Below are 21,741 nucleotides of genomic sequence, written 5' to 3' on the forward strand. Positions count from 1 at the left end.
ATGAAATTCATATTCAAATTGAATACTAGCTTGACACTGGCCGGTTATTGTATTTTTAAAAAAGAAAGTTATTTAATCAGGTTAGGTTTCAATCATTTGGAATTAAACCCCCTATTAACTATCAAATACCCCCCTAAACCCTAACTAATATTTAGTCAAATTTGGGAATTACTAAACTAAAACCAAATGACTACAATTTTTAAAACAAACAAAAAAATAGCTTTTTTTTGTTTGTCCTCAATTACTTTTCTTCTAATTGTTAATCATATATTATTTATAGAATCAGACCAATATATTGCTATCACAAGTAGTAGTAATTATTCTTCAAACAATTTAAATTCTGCACTAAATTCTCAAAATAACAAACCCATTAATGCGTTAATTGGTCCTGGGTTAACAAAAAAGAGTTATACCGAGTTAGAGGTAGGACAAATACTAAGTCAAAATGATACAGGAGGAAAGGCCGTTAGCGCAGTGTTAATGCATAATGGTTATCTTTTTGTCCCATTGGGAGCAGATCACGGAGGCGGTAGAGGCGATGGCGCTTTTTCTTTTTATGATATTTCAGATCAAGAAAATCCAGTGGTTGTTTTCGACTCTAGAGATTATCCCGATGTTTACCATAATTCAAATTCATTTAACTATGTTGGAAATTGGGGAGAAGTACATTCTTTACCTGTTATAGGAAATAGAATGGTAATTACTGAAACTGATAATGGCGAAGCAGGATTTTCTATATTTGACACCTCTAATTTTTATGACGATGACCCTAATACACTGCCTCAAATTATTGGTCGTTTTAGATACCCAGGTGTTACAAGTCCTACAAATTATGACGGCTATTCGTTTTCATTAGCCTCAAAAGGCGGTAAATATGTTTATGCTCCAACGGGTGCTTATGGGTTATATATAGTAGATATTACTGACCCTACAAATCCTACATTCGTAAATAATTTAAGAACAGCAGAACTCTCTGGAGTATTCCCTAGAGCAGCGGTAGTTCTTGGAGATATATTGGTGTTATATGATGTTAATGCTGGAAGCGATTTGCTTGTTATGGATATTACAGATCCTGCAAATCCAGTACAATTGGCTCATGAAAATGATTTTGACCTTGGATATCAAGGATTCCTTTATGGTTCAGAATTTTTTAGTACTGCAGATGGTAGTATTAGAGCTTATGATATTTCGGACCCTTCAAATATTACTACAAAAATATATAACAGCAATACAGGGAGTGAGTTTTTAAATCCTGAATATGGTTTTGGGAAAGATAATAATGTATTTATTGGGCATTATCCTGGATTAACAAAATGGGACTTAGCAAATCCAAATCGACCAATAGCACGTTGCGAACCTAGCAACCCTTATGCAGATGATTATGCATTTCTTACACCATTAGGAAATACGGCAGTTATAACAAGTGATCATGGTCATACTAACAAACTTAATTTTGGTGTACATCAAGCTGAACCAGATAATTTAGCTCCCGCCGTTAAATATATTCTGCCTAAAGATGGAAGTGCTTCATTAAGCGTTAATACTTGTGTAGGTATTAGTTTTACAGATTTTATTGATCCCCTATCAATAAATGATACAACTTTGGAGATTTTAAATACAAGTACGAATGAAATAGTGTCAGGAACGTATAGCCAAATGTTTGGTTTTGTTAACTTTGTTCCTAATTTACCTTTAGACGTAGATACAACTTATGAAGTTGTTTTAAAAGATGAAGGCATCAAAGATTGGTCTGGAAATGCTATTGGAGGAGGAGACTCAGTCATTACAACTTTTTCCACAGGACCATCTATTGTAACAGTGAAAACGCCTAAAATTAATAAGGTTACAGATATTTATCCAGGAGATACAGCTTTATTTAGTATAGATCTTCAAGGCGAAGATATAAGTGAATTTACATTTTCTTGGGATTTTGGTGACGGATCGCTACAAACAGCATATGATAGTTCGCTAACAAAAAGTCATCAATATGATACTGGAGGTAATTTTGTAGTCACTTTATATGTTAAGTATACTCAAAATGATAAATTAGTACAATTAACAACTATTCAGGCTGTTACTAATGATTTAACAGATGAGGCGCCATCAAGAAGTGCCAAAATTTTATATGATGATGTTAATAATTTAGTTTGGAATGTAAACCCAGATAATAATAGCGTTTCTGCTATTAGCGCTACAAATTATCAATTAATTTATGAAATTGCTGTAGGAGAAAATCCGAAGTCTTTAGCTTTAGCTTCAAATAATGAGTTATGGGTTGTTAATAAAAATAGTGCAACTATTAGTATTATTGATACTTCTACAGGTACTATTGATGAAACACTGTCATTAGACTACGCATCATCACCGGTAAGTATACTTATAGATAATACAAATAATACTGCTTATATAGCTTTACAAAGTACTCAAAAACTTATAAAGTATGATATAAATAGCAAGTCGTTAATTAGTTCGTTAGATATAGGCCCATGGCCAAAAAGTTTAGCTTTGGATGCTTCTAGAAATCAATTATGGATTGCCCGGTTTATTTCTCCAGAAGATGCGGGTAAATTAACACTAGTAAATACAGATACATTTACTATAAATAAAGTAATCTCATTGCAACCTAGTACAGGTATTACTGACAGTGCTACAAATGGTAGAGGGTTGCCTAATTATTTAGGAGCTTTAGCTATATCTCCAGATGGAACTCAAATGTTTGTGCCTTCAAAAAAAGATAATATTTATAGAGGTATCCAAAGAGATGGATTGCCACTTACTTTCGAAGCCTCTGTTAGAAGTATGGGAGCACAAATTGATTTGGATACGGGTGAAGAAAACTTTGCTGATAGAGTTGATTTTAATAATAGTGATTTTGCTACTGCAGCAGCTTATAGTCCAAATGGAAGCCAATTATTTGTAACTACTAATGGCACAAGTTCTATCTGGATTGTGGATGCTTTTGATTTAACTCGTAGATCTGAAATTAGTTCTGGTGGTGATGCTCCCGATGATTTGGTTATAAGTCCAGATGGAAAAAAAATATTTGTACATAATTTTATGAGTCGTTCAGTCGTTGCTTTTGATTCCAATTTAGCTTGTAATACGACCTGTAGTATTGTTAAAGAATTAAGTAAAACAACTGTTGTTACTAATGAGAAACTAACTGATAATGTATTACTTGGTAAACAATTATTTTATAATTCTTATGATACAAGATTATCTACAGACGGCTATATGAGTTGTGCTTCTTGTCATTTAGATGGCACTAATGATGGACGTATTTGGGATTTTACTAATTTGGATGAAGGTTTTAGAAACACAATAGATTTAAAAGGAAAAGGAAAAAAAGGACATGGTAGATCGCATTGGTCTTCAAATTTTGATGAAATTCATGATTTTGAAAATCAAATACGAATTTTTAGTCTTGGAAGTGGGCTTATGTCTAATAGTGATTATACCTATACCCAAAATACATTAGGTCATCCAAAGAAAGGTATAAGCAAAGATTTAGATGCGTTAGCGGCTTATGTAGAAAGTTTGGATTATATTGATAATAGCCCATATACCAACAATGGCGAATTAACACCTCAAGCTGAACAAGGAAAAATAGTTTTTAACAATTTGTTATGTATGAGTTGTCATGGTGGAGCTGATTTTACCGATTCTCCTACCAACAATCTTCATGATATTGGAACGATAAAAGCGACGTCTGGTAAACGTTTAGGAGGTGATTTATTAGGGATAGATACGCCAACATTACGCGGGTTATGGTTAACAGCTCCATATCTTCATGATGGATCTGCATCAACCATAAGGGATGCTATTGAAGCACATACCAATGTTGATTTACCTACTATTTCAGTAAATGATATGGATAATTTAGTAACATACCTTCTTCAAATTTCTGATAATGAATGTTTGTATAATGAAGGTGATGCGTGTAACGATAGAGATCCTAATACCATAAATGATGTTTATAATGATAATTGTGAATGTATAGGAGAGATAGTTAATGATTGTAATGCAACTGGACAGATGTTATTTCAAAGATGGGATAATATATCAGGTACATTAACTTCAAATTTAACAAGAAGCGTTGATTATCCATACAATCCAACGACAGAAAAGACCATTACAGGGGTTATTGATCAAGCTGATAGTCCAGATATGGGTAGTAATTATGGGACTAAAATTTCAGGAATATTATGTGCTCCACAAACAGGGTATTACACCTTTTGGATATCTGGAGACGATTCTACAGAACTATATTTAAGTACTGATAAATATCCATCAAATGCAGTACTTATAGCTAATACAGGTGGAACTTATACAGGTTATCAGCAATGGGATTTAAGATCAAGTCAAGAATCTACTCCTGTTTATTTAGAAGCTACTCATGAATATAGTTTTATCCTTTTACACAAAGAAGGAGATGGAGGTGATCATTTTAGTGCTGGATGGAAATTACCAAATGGTACTTTGCAAAGACCAATGCCTATAAATAATTTTAGTAAGCCTCCAAGTGAACCTGAACCAACTTATAATTGTGATGCAACCGGAGAGATGTTACACCAAAGATGGGATGGTATAACAGGTACGGTAACTTCAGATTTAACAAGTGATGGCAATTACCCAGATAATCCTACAACAACAAACATTATGACAGGCACGCTTGACCAAGAAGGAGGTGTTGACGATAATTACGGTTCTAAAGTTTCAGGAATATTATGTGCTCCAGAAACTGGGAATTACATCTTTTGGGTATCTGGAGACGATTCAACAGAATTATATTTAAGTACTGATGAAAATCCTTCAAATGGAGTACTTATAGCTGAAACGGCTGAGCCTGGTGGAGATCTTTGGACAAATTATCAGCAGTGGGATAAAAACTCTAATCAACAATCTGCTCCAATATTTTTAGAAGCTAGCCATCAATATAGTTTTATTCTTTTACATAAAGAAGGAGATGGAGGTGATCATTTTAGTGCTGGATGGACATTACCAAGTGGGACAGTGGAAAGACCAATGGCTTTAACTAATTTTAGTGTGTATCCAACCGAACCTGAACCGGAACCTATGGATACTTGTGATATTTTTCCAATGGTGAGCATAAATGGAGCATCAGCTGTTGAAACAAACTTTGCAGAACTTGCAAAAGATGGTTCTGTTTCTCTTGAACCAAAAACAACTAATAATAGTACAAATGATTGGTCATGGTATGGACCTAATGGTTTTTCGGCTTTTACTCAAACTATTGCGTTAAATAACATACAAGCTAATCAAGAAGGAACTTATGAGGTTTATCATACTAATGCGGATAATTGTGTTTCTACCGAATATTATTATGTTAAGGTAAATGCTAGTCTTGGAATAGATGATGTGTATGATGTTAATGTTATTAAATTTTATCCAAATCCAACTTCAGGATTACTAATTATAGAAAGTAGTGATGATTTATCTGATGCGAAGATTACAGTAACAGATATTAATGGAAGACAGATTAGTAGAACTTCTAATTTTAAAACAGAATCTTCTGGAAGAATTATAATAAACTCTTCAAATTGGTCAAGTGGGTTATATTTTGTTAGCATAGAAAATAATAATAAAAAAGTAATTAAGAAAATAGTTAGAAAATAAGCTCAAAAACCATTATTAACTAAGATCCCTTAGAAGAATAAAATGACTTCTTTTTTGAATTTAATATTTAATATGAATATTTTTCTATATTAAATTATTATGCACAATAGGTATAAAAATTATTTATGGTAAAACACTTCAATCTATATTTCAAGAATAAAATATTTAATTGTATTTGCATTATGTTTTTTGTTTTAGGCTGTAGTACAGTAAAAATAGAGAAAACAGATATTGGTTATGGTTGGGCAAATAATTCTGTAAATACAGTTAAATTTCGTAAGAATGCTTTAACAACCCATAATGAATATCAATTTATAGCCTATTATGATGAAAATAGCTATCTTATTTTAGGTAAGCGAAAAATCAACACAAAAAAATGGGAAATATTTAAGACTTCTTATAAAGGAAACACAAAGGATGCCCATAATGATATTAGTATAGCCATTGATGGTGATGGGTTTTTGCACGTGTGTTGGGATCAACATGACAGTAAACTTAGGTATGTAAAAGGTAAATCTCCATTGAGTATAAAAATTGGAGAAGAAGAACCTATGACAGGAAAAGAAGAATTAAAAGTCACGTATCCAGAGTTTTATAATTTAGCAAACGGTGGGTTGCTCTTTTTTTATAGATCAGGCGCTTCAGGAAGAGGGAATATGGTTATTAATTCTTATGATATAAAAAGTAAAAAATGGATTCAAATACAAGAGAATTTGTTAGATGGTGAAGATAAAAGAAGCGCCTATTGGCAAGCTTGTATAGATGCTAAAGGAATTATTCATCTTTCATGGGTATGGAGAGAAAGTTGGGATGTTTCTACCAATCACGATTTATGTTATGCTCGCTCAAAAGACGGCGGTATAACTTGGGAAAAGTCTACAAATGAAAAACACATATTACCCATTACAGCTTCTACTGCAGAATATGCTTGGAGAATTCCTCAAAATAGCAGTTTAATTAATCAAACAGCAATGACCGTAGATAAACATGGTAACCCATTTATAGTATCTTATTGGAGTGAAAATAAAACGCCTCAATATCAAATTGTTTATCTTGATGATGGAAAATGGATGAAATCAAATACGGGTTTTAGAAAAACTTCTTTTTACTTAGGAGGTGGTGGAACCAAGCAAATTCCTATTTCAAGACCAGACATATTTATTGACGATAATGGAACACATTCATCATTATATATTATTTTTAGAGATGAGGAAAGAGGTAACAAAATTTCTTTAGCCTATAGTAATTTGAATGAAAAATCTAACTGGAAAATTACAGACTTAACAAAATTATCAGTTGGTCAATGGGAACCTAATTATGATATAAATCTTTGGAATAAAAATCATAAATTGTGTGTTTTTTTACAAAAAGTGACTCAGGTTGATGGCGAAGGGTTAGAAGATGTTAAACCAACAATGATACAAGTTTTAGAATTAAATAAATTACCTAAATAATTTCAATAATGAAATCAATAATGAAACTCATTTATATAATAAGTATTTCAGTTCTAATTAGTTCTTGTGCTGTAAAAAATAATTTAAATAAACCAATTGATAATACTTTTAATCGAGGAGTTAGTCAATACAGCTATTTAACTAAAAGGTTGAATGAAAATGAATATCCAAAAACTTATCATAAGGATAAAGATATATTAGAAACTAGTAATTCAGAATGGTGGTGTAGTGGGTTTTATCCTGGTACGCTTATTTATTTAGATGAGGGCGTTAATACTCATGTATTTAATAAAAAAATTAATCGTGTTCTAAACGATTTAAAGAGAGAACAATACAATACAACCACACATGATCTTGGTTTTATGATGTATTGTAGTTTTGGTAATGCTTACCGTTTAGATCCAAAACCAGAATATGCCGAAATACTGATGAATAGTGCAAAGTCTTTAATATCTCGTTTTGATGAAAAAATAGGTTGTATTAAATCTTGGGACGCTTCGGATGATAGTTTTCTTGTAATCATTGATAATATGATGAATTTAGAACTTCTTTTTTGGGCTAGTGAATATAGTGGAGATAAAAAATATTATGATATTGCAGTAAAACATGCTAATACAACAATAGAAAATCATTTTCGTGCAGATTATAGTTCGTATCACGTTATAAATTATAACAGTAATACTGGAGAAGTAAAAGAAAAAAAAACAGCTCAAGGATTTGCTGATGAGTCCGCGTGGGCAAGAGGTCAATCTTGGGGTTTATATGGATATACGGTAATGTATAGAGCTACAAAGGATAAAAAATATTTAAATCAAGCAGTCGCTATAGCAGAATTTATTTTAAATCATCCTAATTTACCAAAAAACAAAGTGCCCTATTGGGATTATAATGCTCCAAATATGCCTAACGCTTTAAGAGATTCTTCTGCAGGTGCCATATTGGCTTCGGCACTATTAGAGTTGAACAGTTTTGTAGATAAAAAAACTTCAAAAAAATATTTTTCAGCAGCAAAAACTATTATAAAAACATTAACTTCTAAAGAATATATAGCTGAAGAAGGAACTAATGGTGGCTTTTTATTAAAACATGGAGTAGGGCATATGCCCCAAAATTCTGAAATAGATGTGCCTTTAACGTATGGTGATTATTATTTAATTGAAGCTATGTTGAGGTACAGAAAACAAGTTCAAAAAATGTAATAAAGCAATAATGATTGGTAATTAAGTATTAAATAATTGGCACTATAGGTTTAATACTCCCATCTTCATTAAACTCTAAAACATCAATACAAACTTCTCTGTTGTATCCTGCAGCATTTCCCATAGTAATGCCTTTTGGGCGATTAAAACGATGGTATACAATATGCCACTCATTAGTATTTGGAGTTTGGATGACACTGTTATGTCCGGTGCCATAAATTTCATTTTCTGTATTTTTCGCTAAAATCAAATTGTTTTCAGGAATAATTAATTCACCAATTGGGCTATTAGACATAGCATATCGTACACGGTAATCAGGACTTCTTGTGTCATCTTCTGACCATAAAAAGTAATAGATTCCATTTCTAAAAAACACTTCTGCACCTTCTCTAAAAGTTGCATCAGGAGTCATTAATTTGATTGTGTTTTCTTTAATAGAAATCATATCATCATTCAGTTCCACACAAGCTAAATAACCATTTCCCCAGTATAAATAATTTTTTCCTGAAATAGGGTCGGCAAAAATATCTGGATCAATTTCTTGCCCGCCACCTGTAAACTCTTTTGGTGGGCTTGAAATTAAAGGTTTCCCAGAATCTACAAACGGTCCTGTTGGGCTATTGGAAACAGCAACGCCTATTTTTTGAGCAGCTGTGAAATAGTAAAAATATTTATAAGTATCACCAATTTTTTTTTCAATCATTGTTGGTGCCCAAGCATTTTTATCTGCCCAAGACACATCCTTTTTTAAATCTAAAATAACACCTTCGTCTTTCCAAGAGACTAAATCTGTGGATGAAAATGCTTTAAAATACGTTCCAGACCAATTGGTAAAACCATCGCTGGTTGGGTATAAATAATATTTTTTATCCTTTTGTGAATAAATGATTTCAGGATCGGCATAAAAACCATCGAGAACAGGGTTTTTATCATTAGGTAGAGCTGCTACTTTTTTTGTTGGTAATGAAAAATAATTTTCATTAATTCCTCCCCATTTGTCTAACAATGCCTGTTCTTCTTCTTTAGTAATAGGAATAACAGTACCATGACGTGGATGAAAATCCATAGAAATAGCGTTATCGACTACTTTAAATTGTTTTAAATCTGTGCTTTCAGCAAATTGATAGGCACCCTTCATATACATATCGTACATTAAAATATAGGTTTCAGAGTTAATCAATTTAAAAACACTAGAACCTTCAACTGCTTCAGTAGTTTGATCTGCGTTACCTTTTAATTCAATATAACCTTCGGTTAAATTGTTTGAAACAGCTTGCATAATACCTTTTTGAGAATTGTCTTCATTCTTAAAAAATAAATGATATTGTCCGTTTTGGTAAATAATATCACCATCTATACAAGCGCTATTAGTAGGACTGAAGTATAGTTGTTTTGGAGTGGTTTCAAAACTTGTGAAATCCTCATTTGCAAAAGCGTAATAAATAATATCTGGATTATTTTCGGTATGCATAGACCAATACACCATATAGCGTTTACTTTCTTTATCATAAATGGTTTGAGGAGCCCAAACTCTATCGATATTTCCAAAAGCTTCAGGATACATTTCTGGGATATTGATTTTTGAGGCTGTCCAATTAATTAAATCCGTAGATTTCATTAATACCATAGCATAATTATTCCAACCTTGTTCAGGCACATACAAATCGGTAACAACCATGTAAAACATTTCACCATCTTCGCTTCTTAAAATATGGGGATCTCTTACACCACCAGAATTACTTATATCTTTAGAATCTACAATAGGTTTATTATTGTTTAAAGCAAAATAATTATAACCATCTTTACTTAAAGCATAACGAATAGCTTCTTCTCCCGGACTATTTCCAATAAAATAAGTGAATAAATAGGATTCATATTCTTTATTATTTAAGATTTTACTTTTATTTAATTTACAAGAGCTAAAACAAGCTATTATTATAACGAAAAAGAGACATGATTTTATTAATTGGCTTTTCATCTTTAAGGTTTATTTATTAAAAAAATTTAAATCCCATTTTTCATACCATTTTATAACAGGTTTACCTTGATTAATTTCAATGGGCAACCACACATATGTCCCATCAATTGGGTTTGTTGGAGTCCAGCGATCTGCCATAAAAATAAAGGCGTGTTCTTTTCCTTCAACAGGTAAAATATAGGTGCTTTGAGAATTAAATGTTAATTCTGCATCTTTTCCTATACTTGGATTTCCTAGAGATTCCCACGGTCCCCAGATAGATTTGGCTTTGAAAGATCTAGCTTCATTAGGATCCCAACCAGTACACCCAGAGGTAATCATATAATAAGTATCCTCATCTTTAAATATGGCTGGCGCTTCATTGTGTCCCGCTGGAGCCAATGTGATCCATTTATCAGTGAAATCTAAATAATCATCTGTAAGTTCAGAGATATGAAGAGTTAAATTATCTTCTGAAGAATGGATATGGTATGCTTTTTCGTCATCATCAACAAAAACAGTCATATCTCTAGACATTTGACCAGATTCAAAATCTCTTCTCACGAATCCACCTTCTTTAATATATGTATACCATTCTGGAGTCCACCATTTCAATGGAGAATTATCTGGTTCAATTTTCCATGCTTCTTTAAAATTCATTGGCCAGGTTCCAGCATTTGGACGAAATGATTTTATATATTTAAATGGACCTGTTGGGGAATCACTTATTGCGACTCCAGTTCGAGCAGCATTATAACCTTGTCCTTTTAATTCTAAATGGAACCACATCACATATTTGCCAGTTTTTTTATTAAAAACAACTTTAGGACGTTCAATAACTGCACCTTTGGTGATTTCAGAATCTAGGTTTTCAACAACCTGTAAAGCGATGCCTTCATTTTTCCAATGATATAAATCTGTTGACGAATAGCATCTTACACCAAAAAGAGTTGTATTACCACCTCTTCCTTCAGTTTTATGTTCTCCAAACCAGTAATAAACACCTTCATGAAACATGATGCCACCGCCATGTGCATTGATGTGTTCACTATTGGTGTCTAACCATTTTTTACCAGATTTAAAAGACGAGTTATCTGTTTGTTTTTCTGTTGTTGTTTTACATTTTATAAATATAAAACAGCAACATATTATAAGACCAAATGTTAAGTTGTTTTTCATTTTATAAATTTTATTTCAATTCATTTATTTTATATAATCCAGAAGCATGGGCAGCAATGTTTTGAGTAATTAAATTTTTAGATTCACCCATTTCTTCACCTGTCCACATATTTGTTACTTTTACATTTCCTGTAAGTGACAAATCTGCCAAATTCACTGTAATTTCAAGGGTGTCTGTTTCAGAAATATTAAATAAAGCAAGATATGTTTCTCCTGTTGTTTTGTTTTTTGAAGTGATGGCTGCTTTTCCATCTTGTTGAAAAAGTAAACGTACATCTGTGCTTTCACTATGCATTTTTAGCACTTCCTTATTGGTGATAAGCGATTGTGTAAAGGCATCGTTACTAGGTAAATCTCCACCAAAAAACAAAGGTGATTTGAAAATTGTAAACAATGTCATTAAGGTATATTGCTCCTCTTTTGTTAAGTGACTCATACGGTCTTCTCCTCGTTCTCCTCGTATAGAAAGTCTTCCTAAAGGAATCATATCGCAATCGGGCCAAGTACCGGCATTATTGTAGCCATACCATTTTTCACTTACTTTAAATAAATTTTGAATATGCCACCAGCTATCCCAAACATCGTTTACCATACGCCACATATTGGCATTATTACTAACGTGTTTCGCCGCATCTATAGGTGTAGGTCCAGGCGATGTACTTAATACAATTGGTCTGCCACAATTATCGATTGCTTTACGTATCATCTCAATTTCATCTTTATGATAAATAGGGGCAGAGAGATCATCTATTTTTATAAAATCGACGCCCCAAGCTGCATACAATTCAAAAATTGAATTGTAATATGCTTGAGCTCCTTCTTTTCCAGCTACAATTGTGTAGTTGTCTTTTAACCATTCACATTGGTTTTCGGTGGTATATATTTGATCGGCAGTAATACCATCTGTTCCTTTAATAGCTAACTTGTTTTCTACGGCAATTTTTGGAATGCCACGCATGATATGTATTCCAAATTTCAGCCCTTTTTGATGTATGTAATTAGCCAATTCTGTAAATCCTTTTCCATCTTTAGCAGAAGGAAAACGGTTTACGGCAGGTAAATAGCGACCATATTCATCTAACACATAACGAGGATCTGTTTGGTTATAACCACCTGCTTTGTCATTTTCTACAAACCAACGGATGTCAACAACAATATATTCCCATCCAAATTCTTTTAAATTTTCTGCCATATAATCGGCATTAGCTTTAACCTCATGTTCTTCAACTGTTGGTCCATAACAATCCCAACTGTTCCATCCCATTGGAGGTGTTTTTGCCCAGGTTTTAAATTCTCCTTTTTTGAAAGGTATTTTTTCTTTTTTGGATACACATGAAGCAAGTAGGGTAATTGTTACTAACAATAATATGTTTTTTTTGACTTTTATGTTTTTTGTTTTATCACACATAATTATTTACTTGACTTCTATAATATTTTATTAAAACTCCAATAATACTTTAGGTTCACATCTATTTTACTTCTAAGGCTGTCTTAATAGATTTTAACCAAGGACTTGTGAATTTAACCTCAACCAAGCCCATTTTGCCGGTTGCTTGTATATAAGCTGAAATTTTTCCATGAAAACCGCGTTGTTTATTATCGGTATAATCTGTCATATCTGTATTATTACCTGACTCTAATCCTAGTAGAACAGCGGGACCAGTTATTGAGCAAGTCACTTCGTTATCTGAAAGCATTACAGGTGCGCCATTTTCGTCTATTACTTGTATAATTAACTGAGCAACTCCTTTATCTTTATTAATAGTATTATTTTCAACTTTTACAGTAAGTTCATAAGGTTGTTTAGAAGAGACAATAGCATGTCTGCTTATCTCCTTATCATCATTAGTAAGACCCACAGCTTCTAATTTGCCTGATTTAAAAGGAATATCCCAATATATAATGCCGTTTTTTTCGTTATATTCTTTTTCTTCACCAACAATGGTTCCATTAAGTTCAAGACGCACTTTAGCTGTATTTGTATAACAAACCACTCTTATAGTTTGCTCTTCTTCATAATTCCATATTGGCCAAGCATCTTTAGAGAGTTCTTCTGTCTTTTTATTATTAGAAATATAAGTTCCTATATATACCATAGGTTTATTAGACCAAAGGGATTGCCGAAAATAACCTCGAGGCTTTATCTGACCTAAAAAATCTACTAGTCCAGAATTAAATCCTCTTGAAGGCCAACTCCTAGATTCTCCCAGATAATCTATCCCTGTCCATAAAAATTGTCCGAAAATATAATCGTTGTTTTTTACTGCTAACCAAGCTTCCATATCATGGCGGTTTTCACTGCCATAAATAACCCGATTAGGATATTTTTTATGATCAGACAGGTACTTGCTTTCTGTGTAATTATAACCTGTAATATCCAATGCTCCCGGATATGCCGTTTCGTTGGACATGGCTACACCTGCCAAACCAGCAGTTGTAGGACGAGATTTATCATATTTCTTAACGGCAGAAACTAAGCGTTTTGCAATATCACCAAGACGCATGGCATCTGGTGCATCTTTTTTATAGCCTCCATAAACCGCTTGCGAAAATCCTGTATCTCCACCGCCATCTAATACGGGATGCGAATAGGGATCGTTAGGGTAATCTACTTCATTACCTATACTCCATGCAAAAACCGATAGATGGTTTCTGTCGCGACGAACCATATCTTCTAGGTCTTTTTCTGACCAATCGGTAAAAATATCATAACTTCCCTCAAACCCTGGTGTTCCTACATTCCAACCTTCTATCCATTTACGCTTTGGATATTCCCATTCATCATAAGCTTCATTAAGCACCAACAACCCTAATTCGTCACAAAGTTTATAAAAATCTGGAGCCTGTGGATTATGACTGGTACGTATGGCATTGACACCAATTTTTTTTAACGTTTCTAATCTTGATTTCCAAACCTCAATAGGTACAGCAGAGCCTAACACGCCTGCATCATGGTGTAAACAAACACCTTTAACCTTCATCCAGATGCCATTAAGCGCGAACCCTTTATTTGGGTTGAACGTAAAACTACGAAACCCTGTTTGTGTTATTGTTTGGTCAATTGATTTACCAGCTTTTAAAACCGTTGTTTTAAGTTGATAAAGATTTGGATGTTCTAAACTCCATATTTCTGGATTGTTAACCTTTATTTTTGTTGAAACTTTAGCAGATTGTTTCGCTTCTATTTTGATTTTATTGACACTTTTGGCTACTATTTTTCCTTTATTGTTGATTAATTCATTTACAAGTTCTAAACTTTCTTTATCATTTAAACCATTTTCTAAATCAACTTCGATATTTAAAACTCCTGAGTTTTTATTTAGTTCAGGATACGCATACACGCCCCACTGCGTAATATGGATAGGGTTTGAATATATTAACCAAACATTTCGGTAAATCCCTGAACCAGAATACCAGCGGGAATCGGCACTTTTACTATGATCTACACGAACAGCAATCGTGTTCTTTTCACCATATTTAATATCAGGCGTAGCATCATAAGCAAAAGAAATATATCCATTAGGGCGTTTTCCTATGGATTTTCCATTAACAAAAACTTCACTTCTATTATATACACCTTCAAAATATAAAAATACTTTTTGCCCTTTTCTTTCTAATGGAATATCAATGCTTTTTCTATACCAACCGATACCACCTGGTAAATAGCCGGTACCACTTGCTAGAGTAGGGCTTAGTTGTCCTTTTATGCTCCAATCATGAGGTAGATTAACAGTTTTCCATGTTTCAGCATTGAATAACTCATTTTGAAAATCTTGATTATCTTGAAGGATAAACTTCCACTGGTCATTAATTTTTTTAGACTCTCCAAATGATATTTGACTGAAAGCGGATACAGTGTAAAAGGTTAAAATTAATAATACTATTTTCTTTATTTTAAACATAATTTTATTTAATTAATGCATAATGGGTTGATAAAAAGGATTTTTATGATTTGTTTCATTATTTTTTTGAATAATTGATTTACTTTTATTTCAATTCGCTATAATACTCTTGTAATACATAAAAAGCTTTCTTTTTATTTCCTTTATTGTCTATTAAACCTTTTCTATTCCAACCTTCTTGATATTTAGGGTGATTTCTTCTTGGGGATTTAAAATCTACTAAAATCCAAGGTGAAATTCCGCTAAAATTATCTGGCATACGTTTCATCATATTAATTTGTTCTTCATAATACCATTCTTGATATTCTTCACTCCATCGGGTTTCTTTATCGGCATGAAAACCACCTTTTGCTCCAGCACCAGTTTCACTAATGAAAAATGGTTTGTTGTAAGCTATGTCCCAACTAGCGGTTTGTGTATCGTTTGGATGACCTCCATACCAACCAAGGTATTCATTAACAGAAACAATATCTGTAAATTCACCTAAAGGATCATCTACCTTGTGTAATCCATTTTTATTAGAAACTTCTAGAGCTGCAGAGATTAATCGTGTATCATCTAATTGTTTTGCTTTTACAATTAAAGCTTTCATAAAGTCTGTTCTTGCTTCGTGTACAGGTGTTTCATTTCCAACAGACCAAATTATTACAGAAGCTCTATTTTGGTCTCTTACAACCATTTCTTCTAATTGTTTTTTAGCTTTATTTAAGACGGTTTCGTTTTTAAAATCGATGGTCCAATACACAGGTATTTCTGACCAAACCAAAACCCCTAAAGAATCTGCTAATCTTACCATATTTTCGTTATGGGGATAGTGTGCTAACCGCACCATATTAGCATTTAAATCTTTTGCATAAGCTAAAAGCTGTTGTGCATCACTTTTTGATGTAGCTCTTCGAGCATCTTGTGCTATTTCTTCATGAATACAAATTCCACGTAAAAAGATAGGATCGCCATTTAATATAATTTTTTTTCCTACGGTTTCAATTTTTCTAAAACCGATTTTCTCTTTTATTTGTTCATCATTGAATTTTAGGGACACATCATATAGTTTAGGATTTTTTGGAGACCAAAGTTTTAGTTTTTTTGCTTTTATATGAAAGGTTGCATCATCTCCATTAATTATAATTTTTTTATTAATTTTTAATTCAGGAATTTCAATTGTTACTGCAGTATTTGATACTGATTTAAATAATTTAATGTGACCTTCCAATTCAAACTCACTTTTTTTTATAGCTGTTTTTATATCTTGATCTTGATTGATTGTTAGAGCATAGTGTTGCAAAAAATTATCTGGAAGAATAACAAGATTTACATCTCTTGTAATGCCACCATAATTCCACCAATCTGTGTTTACAGTTGGTATTTCGTCTTTATGTCTTTTATTATCAACTTTAACTACTAAAAAATTGCCTTCATTTTTTAATAAATCTTTAGGGATTTCAAAATTAAAGGGCGTAAAACCGCCTTTATGCGTTCCCATTTTTTTTTCATTTAAATACACATGAGCTTCATAATTTATAGCTCCAAAATGAATGAATACACGTTCATTGTCCTTAATATGCTTTAGATCAAAATTGCGTTGATACCAAACCGTACCTTCATAATATTCAAAAATTTCTTTTTGAGAATTCCAGTCTCCAGGAACCTGCATTTCATAAGGACTTTCATAGCCATGCTCAATTCTGTCAATTTTATTTTTAACTTCTGTTCTGCTCCAATAGGCTTCGCCATCATTTTCATTTCGTTCACCATATCTATAATTGTAAAAACCAGTTTCGTATGGATCTATAATGTAATTCCAAGTCCCATTTAATGAAATAGTTTCTCTGCCATCAATATTAGTGATTAGATTGATTTGTGATTCTGCATATTGAACTATACAAAACACTAAAATGGCTATAAGGTGCTTATTTTGATATTTCATTATTTTGAATAATTGATTTTAGTAATTCTATTTTTTAATTTCATAATACGCACCATATCCTTTCGGGTTTATTGCAATTTGATCAATCACTATTCCTGTTTGGTTTACTGCTATTTTTAAGTTTTGTTTTCCTGTTTTATTAAACATTACGGTTTGTTTAACTGATGTAAAATTTTGAAGTACATTTTCTTTCCAAGTATCACTTCTGCCTTTGGTATTTATAGCATATTCTGTATCATCACCTTCATTTATTTTAATCCATATTTTATGATCAAAGTTGTTAGAGTGGTTTGGGAGACAACGAATTTCTATGTTATATTCACCTGTTTTTTCAATATTAAAATGGTATTCTAAATATGGTTTTTCATTTTCAAAAAGATGGTTACTAAACGGAAATAAGGTGACACTTGAATCGCTATACCCTAAACCCTTTATGCTTTTCCAATAGAAGTTTTTAACAGCTCCTTTTTTTGAATAATTAGAAGCTTGAAGAAATATGGGGTCTAATGTTGAATTTTGAATATGTTTTTTATTATTAGTTGAATCTGGCTTTGATAAATGATAGGTAGGCATTTTATAAACAGATAAATTACGAGGACTCATAGACATCATATTGCTCCATTTTCCATCACTAATGTCATTATTGTATTTTTTAGTTAACAAAACAATGCTATCATAAGCAACTTGAGATTTAGTGTTTAATTTTTCTTTTTTTAATGAATCATTACTAATAAAAGCCTGTTGAGTATATAAAAATTTATGATTCATTAAAGCGGCGCTTTTAATAGGATATTCTACTAACTGAAAATAAGCATCCAATCGTTCTTTTACAATAAATGATTTTATACGTTCTGCTTTGTTAAATAGGGTAGTGTAGGCATCAATTCTACGTTGTAGTTCATTGTTGTTATTTGTGGTAAATGCTGTAATTTGTGTGTCTGTTTGTGGTTCTGTTTTGCTCCATCCCATAAATTCTGGTTTTCTTAGAAACGCCAATCGGTAGTATTCCTGAAGTAAATTAGCTATTTCTTGAGCTTTATCATTTCCAAATTCTCTACTTGTCCAGTCTTTTAAATGTTTGTTAATGGTGGTTTCGTTTATACTATGAATATCCCAAGCTAAATCAAGAAAAAATTCCATGGCATATTCAGAAGGTTTGATGTCTCCAACATTTGCAATCCATATTTTTTTAGCACCATTTTGATAGGCTCTGGACATTTCGTACCATATTAATCCTGGTTGTGTTGTAGAAAGCCAAAGATAATCATGGGGTCTTCCCCAATAACTTAGATGATAATACACACCCGAACCTCCTTTACGTTGTTGTTCTACATCATCACTTAACCTACGGATATATCCATAATTATCATCAGTCCACATTAAGGTGATATCATCAGGAACCTGTAAACTGTCGTTGTAAATATCCAATACTTCTTTATAAGGAATTAATACTTGGGGTATGTCCTGGATTGGTTGTTTTAAGGTATTACTAAGAATTTCTCGTTGATCTCTAATAATGGTTTGAAGTATCTCTACTTTTTTATTTTTGCTTACATTACCTTCCATTCCAGAATCATGAATACCACGCATGCCCATGGTTATAATGTTATTGCTTGTTTTTAGCTCAGAAATTCGTTCTTGCCAATACTCTTTTACGTTGTCTCTATTATTGAAGTAATTATATTCTCCAAATTCTTTTTTATTCCATTCATCTACATTGTTTCGAAGCATTGGTTCTGCATGTGAAGTACCAATTGAAATGTGATATTTTTCAGCCATTTCTTTATTGCCAGGAACCTTAAAAAACGCCTTTGTAGATGGATGCATTGCTGGCCAAATAGTATTGGCTTTTAATCGTAAAAGCAATTGAAATATTTTTTCATAAGTTTTAGGACCAATATCGTTGGTTTCAGGTTCAAAAGTATGTGCAGCCCAAGGTTGTAGGCCCCAGTCTTCATCGTTTAAAAAGATGCCTCGATATTGTACCGATGGACTTTCGTTAATTCCTGTTTCTGGCAGTTTTAAAACGATATTTTCTTTTTTTAATGGTGTTACATCTGCCCACCATTTCCAAGGTGATATACCAATGCGTTCTGCCAAATCAAAAACACCATATACGGTTCCTCTAACATCACTACCAAAAATAAAAAGATTGTTTTTATTTTTTTTTATGCTAAAATGTTCCCATTGGTTTTGTAATTTATTTGAGTCGTTTTTAGGTAAGTTTTTAATGAGTTTATCATCAAATTTCCCAATATAAATTCCTTTTTTGTTTTGGTGGAATGTATCTGTATAATTAATGGAGACTTTCTTTCCAGATATTGTTTCTAAATCTTTAGAAAAATCAGTAACCGCCCATTTTATTAATTCATCTGAGTTTTTATCAATAAAAATAGTTACTGTATGTGATTCCCCAAAAAGATAAAATGTGTCTTTTTCTTTGATAATATATTCACCTTGAGCATTTACCACATTTTCATTATTATCTAACCACGGAATACCTGAATTAATAGCATTGTAATTAAAATTTGATAAATCTTGTGAAAAGGAAGAGTTATGAAAAAATAAGGTTATAAGGATAATAAAGATATAGCTATTACTTTTTCTCATAACTTATTATATCATCTGGTTTTATTGATAAACCCTTACATAATCAATTACAAATTCGGTAGGTAGACTTTCTTGTGTGACTTCTCCTCCGTTTATTCCCCCAACTGCTAAATTGAGTAATAAATAATGTGGTTGATGAAAAGGATTTTTTCTATTTGTGCCATTAAAGGTAGTTTTCAAATCTACTTCGTTTAATAGTTGATTATCTACAAATAATTTTATTGAATTTTCATCCCAATCCATTCTCCATATATGGAATTGTTCATGCCATTTAGGGGTTTCAAATTCTTTTAAATCTACTGTTTCAGAATCCCAAATTGGAGTCCATTTTTTATCTGATTCCCAAGCAATATTTGCTAAAATTTTCCCTTTATAATATTCCATAATATCAATTTCCCCATTAGCAGGCCAATTTCCTTGAGTTCCTAAAGTCCAAAATGCGGGCCATATTCCATTGCTTGTTGGGATTTTTGCTCGCATTTCAAACCGTCCATATTGCCAAGAATGCTTGTCTTTTGTTATTAAACAACTTGATGTGATTTTAATTGAATCACGATTTTTTTTCCAGTTTATTTCTGATTTAGAAGTGAAATTTGGATTTTTTTTAGTTTCTTTTTTTGCATGAATAATTAGGTATCCGTCTTTGCAGATTGCATTTTCTTTTTGATACCATTGTTCTTCTTGATTTCTTACAAAACCTAATTCATAATCCCAATTATCTTTATTTGGAATGCCATCAGTATTAAATTCATCACTCCAAACCAAATGATAATCATCATAAGTGCTGGTGATATGTTTTTTAGAAGCACAGGAATAATTAATTAATAAAAAAAGAAAACATGATAAAAAGCATGTATTTAATAGGAATCCATTTTTCATATTTAAAATTAATTGTTAGGTTAAAAAAATAGAATGAAAAGGGAAGTAGGTATAATTAATAAAATATACTTATTCCCTTTACCAAACTACTACTAACTAAACTCACTTCAGTTTTTTAAAATTTTTGGAGGCTCTTATTTTGTTCATAAACTTTAGGCATAATTTCATTATCTAGAGTCTTTTATTTTTCTTTTTTAAATGACAATAATGATATGCTATAAGTTAATTTTAAATCCTTTTTTTGAAGTGTAAATATTTGTAGTATTAAAAGTGTAAGCCTCCAAAAATTATATAAAATTATTCTTTAATAAAGTTCCATAGTTGCCCTACAGTTGTGCCTCCCTTACCATCTTTGGCTAATACTTTCCAGAAATACTCTCCAGTAACTGTGAGATCTGCGTTATATTCATTTTCTGTAATATCACTTGCTATTTTATCTAAAGATTCAGCGTTATTACCAAAATATACATCGTAAGTAAGGCTGTCTCCATCTGCATCTTCTACAGACCATTTTAACGAGGTCGAATTACCAGACTGTTCTGAATTTAATTCAGGTGACACAAGTACTGGAGCAAATGGTAAGTGGTTTATAATACCAGTTCCTTCGGTGTAAAAATTGAAAACCTCAGAGTAATCACTTGTAGCATCTTTAGTGTCTCTAGCACTAATTCTCCAGTAGTAAAGGAGTCCTTTTTCCAATGTAATTAACTTACTGTTAGCGATAGTGGATACAGTGTTCAACCCTTCAGTGAAATTAACATCGGTTGCAATTTGCAAATCATAGATAGGTACATTATCCTCAGCATCAGTTGAGGGGCTCCATTGAAAATTAATAGCATTTTCAATACACACCAAATTGTTGGTTGGGTAACTCAAAATAGGAGTTGTGGGAGCTGTATTTGGAACTTGTTCTTCTGGGATTATTCCGTCATCATTATTGCAAGACACAAGCAATATATTAATACACAAGGCTAATAAGAATATTTTTTTCATTTTA

The 21,741-nt window shown here is 32.2% G+C and carries 11 protein-coding genes; 3 read left to right on the top strand and 8 right to left on the bottom strand.

What is annotated here, in order from left to right:
- Nucleotides 1-186: 186 nt before the first annotated feature.
- From BT151_RS14985 to BT151_RS14995, 3 genes are all read left to right on the top strand, one after another.
- Nucleotides 187-5,637, top strand: a complete 5,451-nt coding sequence (locus BT151_RS14985) for a T9SS type A sorting domain-containing protein (protein WP_072403137.1) — start codon at nt 187-189, stop codon at nt 5,635-5,637.
- A 182-nt stretch (nt 5,638-5,819) separates the two neighbouring features.
- Nucleotides 5,820-7,091: a BNR repeat-containing protein gene (locus BT151_RS14990; RefSeq protein WP_245794873.1), complete on the top strand. Its 1,272-nt coding sequence runs from the start codon at nt 5,820-5,822 to the stop codon at nt 7,089-7,091.
- Between the two features lie 8 nt (nt 7,092-7,099).
- Nucleotides 7,100-8,290 carry a YyaL domain-containing protein gene (locus tag BT151_RS14995; RefSeq protein ID WP_072403139.1) on the top strand — a complete coding sequence of 397 codons (1,191 nt, stop codon included), beginning with the start codon at nt 7,100-7,102 and terminating at the stop codon, nt 8,288-8,290.
- 28 nt (nt 8,291-8,318) lie between these two features.
- Here BT151_RS14995 and BT151_RS15000 read toward each other — a convergent pair whose 3' ends face one another.
- From BT151_RS15000 to BT151_RS15035, 8 genes are all read right to left on the bottom strand, one after another.
- On the bottom strand, nt 8,319-10,268 hold the full coding sequence (locus BT151_RS15000; protein ID WP_072403140.1) for a glycoside hydrolase family 43 protein: 1,950 nt from the start codon (nt 10,266-10,268) through the stop codon (nt 8,319-8,321).
- 9 nt (nt 10,269-10,277) lie between these two features.
- Nucleotides 10,278-11,426 carry a glycoside hydrolase family 43 protein gene (locus tag BT151_RS15005; RefSeq protein ID WP_084647984.1) on the bottom strand — a complete coding sequence of 383 codons (1,149 nt, stop codon included), beginning with the start codon at nt 11,424-11,426 and terminating at the stop codon, nt 10,278-10,280.
- Nucleotides 11,427-11,436: 10 nt separating this feature from the next.
- Nucleotides 11,437-12,789, bottom strand: coding sequence for a glycoside hydrolase family 27 protein (locus BT151_RS15010; RefSeq protein WP_245794875.1), 1,353 nt, complete (start codon nt 12,787-12,789; stop codon nt 11,437-11,439).
- A gap of 106 nt (nt 12,790-12,895) precedes the next feature.
- Nucleotides 12,896-15,328, bottom strand: a complete 2,433-nt coding sequence (locus tag BT151_RS15015) for a glycoside hydrolase family 2 TIM barrel-domain containing protein (protein ID WP_072403142.1) — start codon at nt 15,326-15,328, stop codon at nt 12,896-12,898.
- An 85-nt stretch (nt 15,329-15,413) separates the two neighbouring features.
- Nucleotides 15,414-17,255 carry a glycoside hydrolase family 2 protein gene (locus BT151_RS15020; RefSeq protein WP_072403143.1) on the bottom strand — a complete coding sequence of 614 codons (1,842 nt, stop codon included), beginning with the start codon at nt 17,253-17,255 and terminating at the stop codon, nt 15,414-15,416.
- 27 nt (nt 17,256-17,282) lie between these two features.
- Nucleotides 17,283-19,865 (bottom strand): glycosyl hydrolase 115 family protein, encoded by a 2,583-nt coding sequence (locus tag BT151_RS15025; RefSeq protein ID WP_084647985.1) that lies wholly within the window; start codon nt 19,863-19,865, stop codon nt 17,283-17,285.
- Between the two features lie 21 nt (nt 19,866-19,886).
- The gene (locus BT151_RS15030) at nt 19,887-20,744 is read right to left on the bottom strand and encodes a glycoside hydrolase family 16 protein (protein WP_072403144.1); all 858 of its coding nucleotides are present in this window, start codon (nt 20,742-20,744) and stop codon (nt 19,887-19,889) included.
- A gap of 297 nt (nt 20,745-21,041) precedes the next feature.
- Nucleotides 21,042-21,737, bottom strand: a complete 696-nt coding sequence (locus BT151_RS15035; RefSeq protein WP_072403145.1) for a fibronectin type III domain-containing protein — start codon at nt 21,735-21,737, stop codon at nt 21,042-21,044.
- Nucleotides 21,738-21,741: the final 4 nt, after the last annotated feature.

This window comes from Flaviramulus basaltis, assembly GCF_900114265.1.
GTDB lineage: Bacteria > Bacteroidota > Bacteroidia > Flavobacteriales > Flavobacteriaceae > Flaviramulus > Flaviramulus basaltis.

Coding starts and splice junctions, on each gene's coding strand:
- BT151_RS14985 (WP_072403137.1), top strand. CDS start 187: ATGACTACAATTTTTAAAACAAACAAAAAAATAGCTTTTTTTTGTTTG.
- BT151_RS14990 (WP_245794873.1), top strand. CDS start 5,820: ATGTTTTTTGTTTTAGGCTGTAGTACAGTAAAAATAGAGAAAACAGAT.
- BT151_RS14995 (WP_072403139.1), top strand. CDS start 7,100: ATGAAATCAATAATGAAACTCATTTATATAATAAGTATTTCAGTTCTA.
- BT151_RS15000 (WP_072403140.1), bottom strand. CDS start 10,268: ATGAAAAGCCAATTAATAAAATCATGTCTCTTTTTCGTTATAATAATA.
- BT151_RS15005 (WP_084647984.1), bottom strand. CDS start 11,426: ATGAAAAACAACTTAACATTTGGTCTTATAATATGTTGCTGTTTTATA.
- BT151_RS15015 (WP_072403142.1), bottom strand. CDS start 15,328: ATGTTTAAAATAAAGAAAATAGTATTATTAATTTTAACCTTTTACACT.
- BT151_RS15020 (WP_072403143.1), bottom strand. CDS start 17,255: ATGAAATATCAAAATAAGCACCTTATAGCCATTTTAGTGTTTTGTATA.
- BT151_RS15025 (WP_084647985.1), bottom strand. CDS start 19,865: ATGAGAAAAAGTAATAGCTATATCTTTATTATCCTTATAACCTTATTT.
- BT151_RS15030 (WP_072403144.1), bottom strand. CDS start 20,744: ATGAAAAATGGATTCCTATTAAATACATGCTTTTTATCATGTTTTCTT.
- BT151_RS15035 (WP_072403145.1), bottom strand. CDS start 21,737: ATGAAAAAAATATTCTTATTAGCCTTGTGTATTAATATATTGCTTGTG.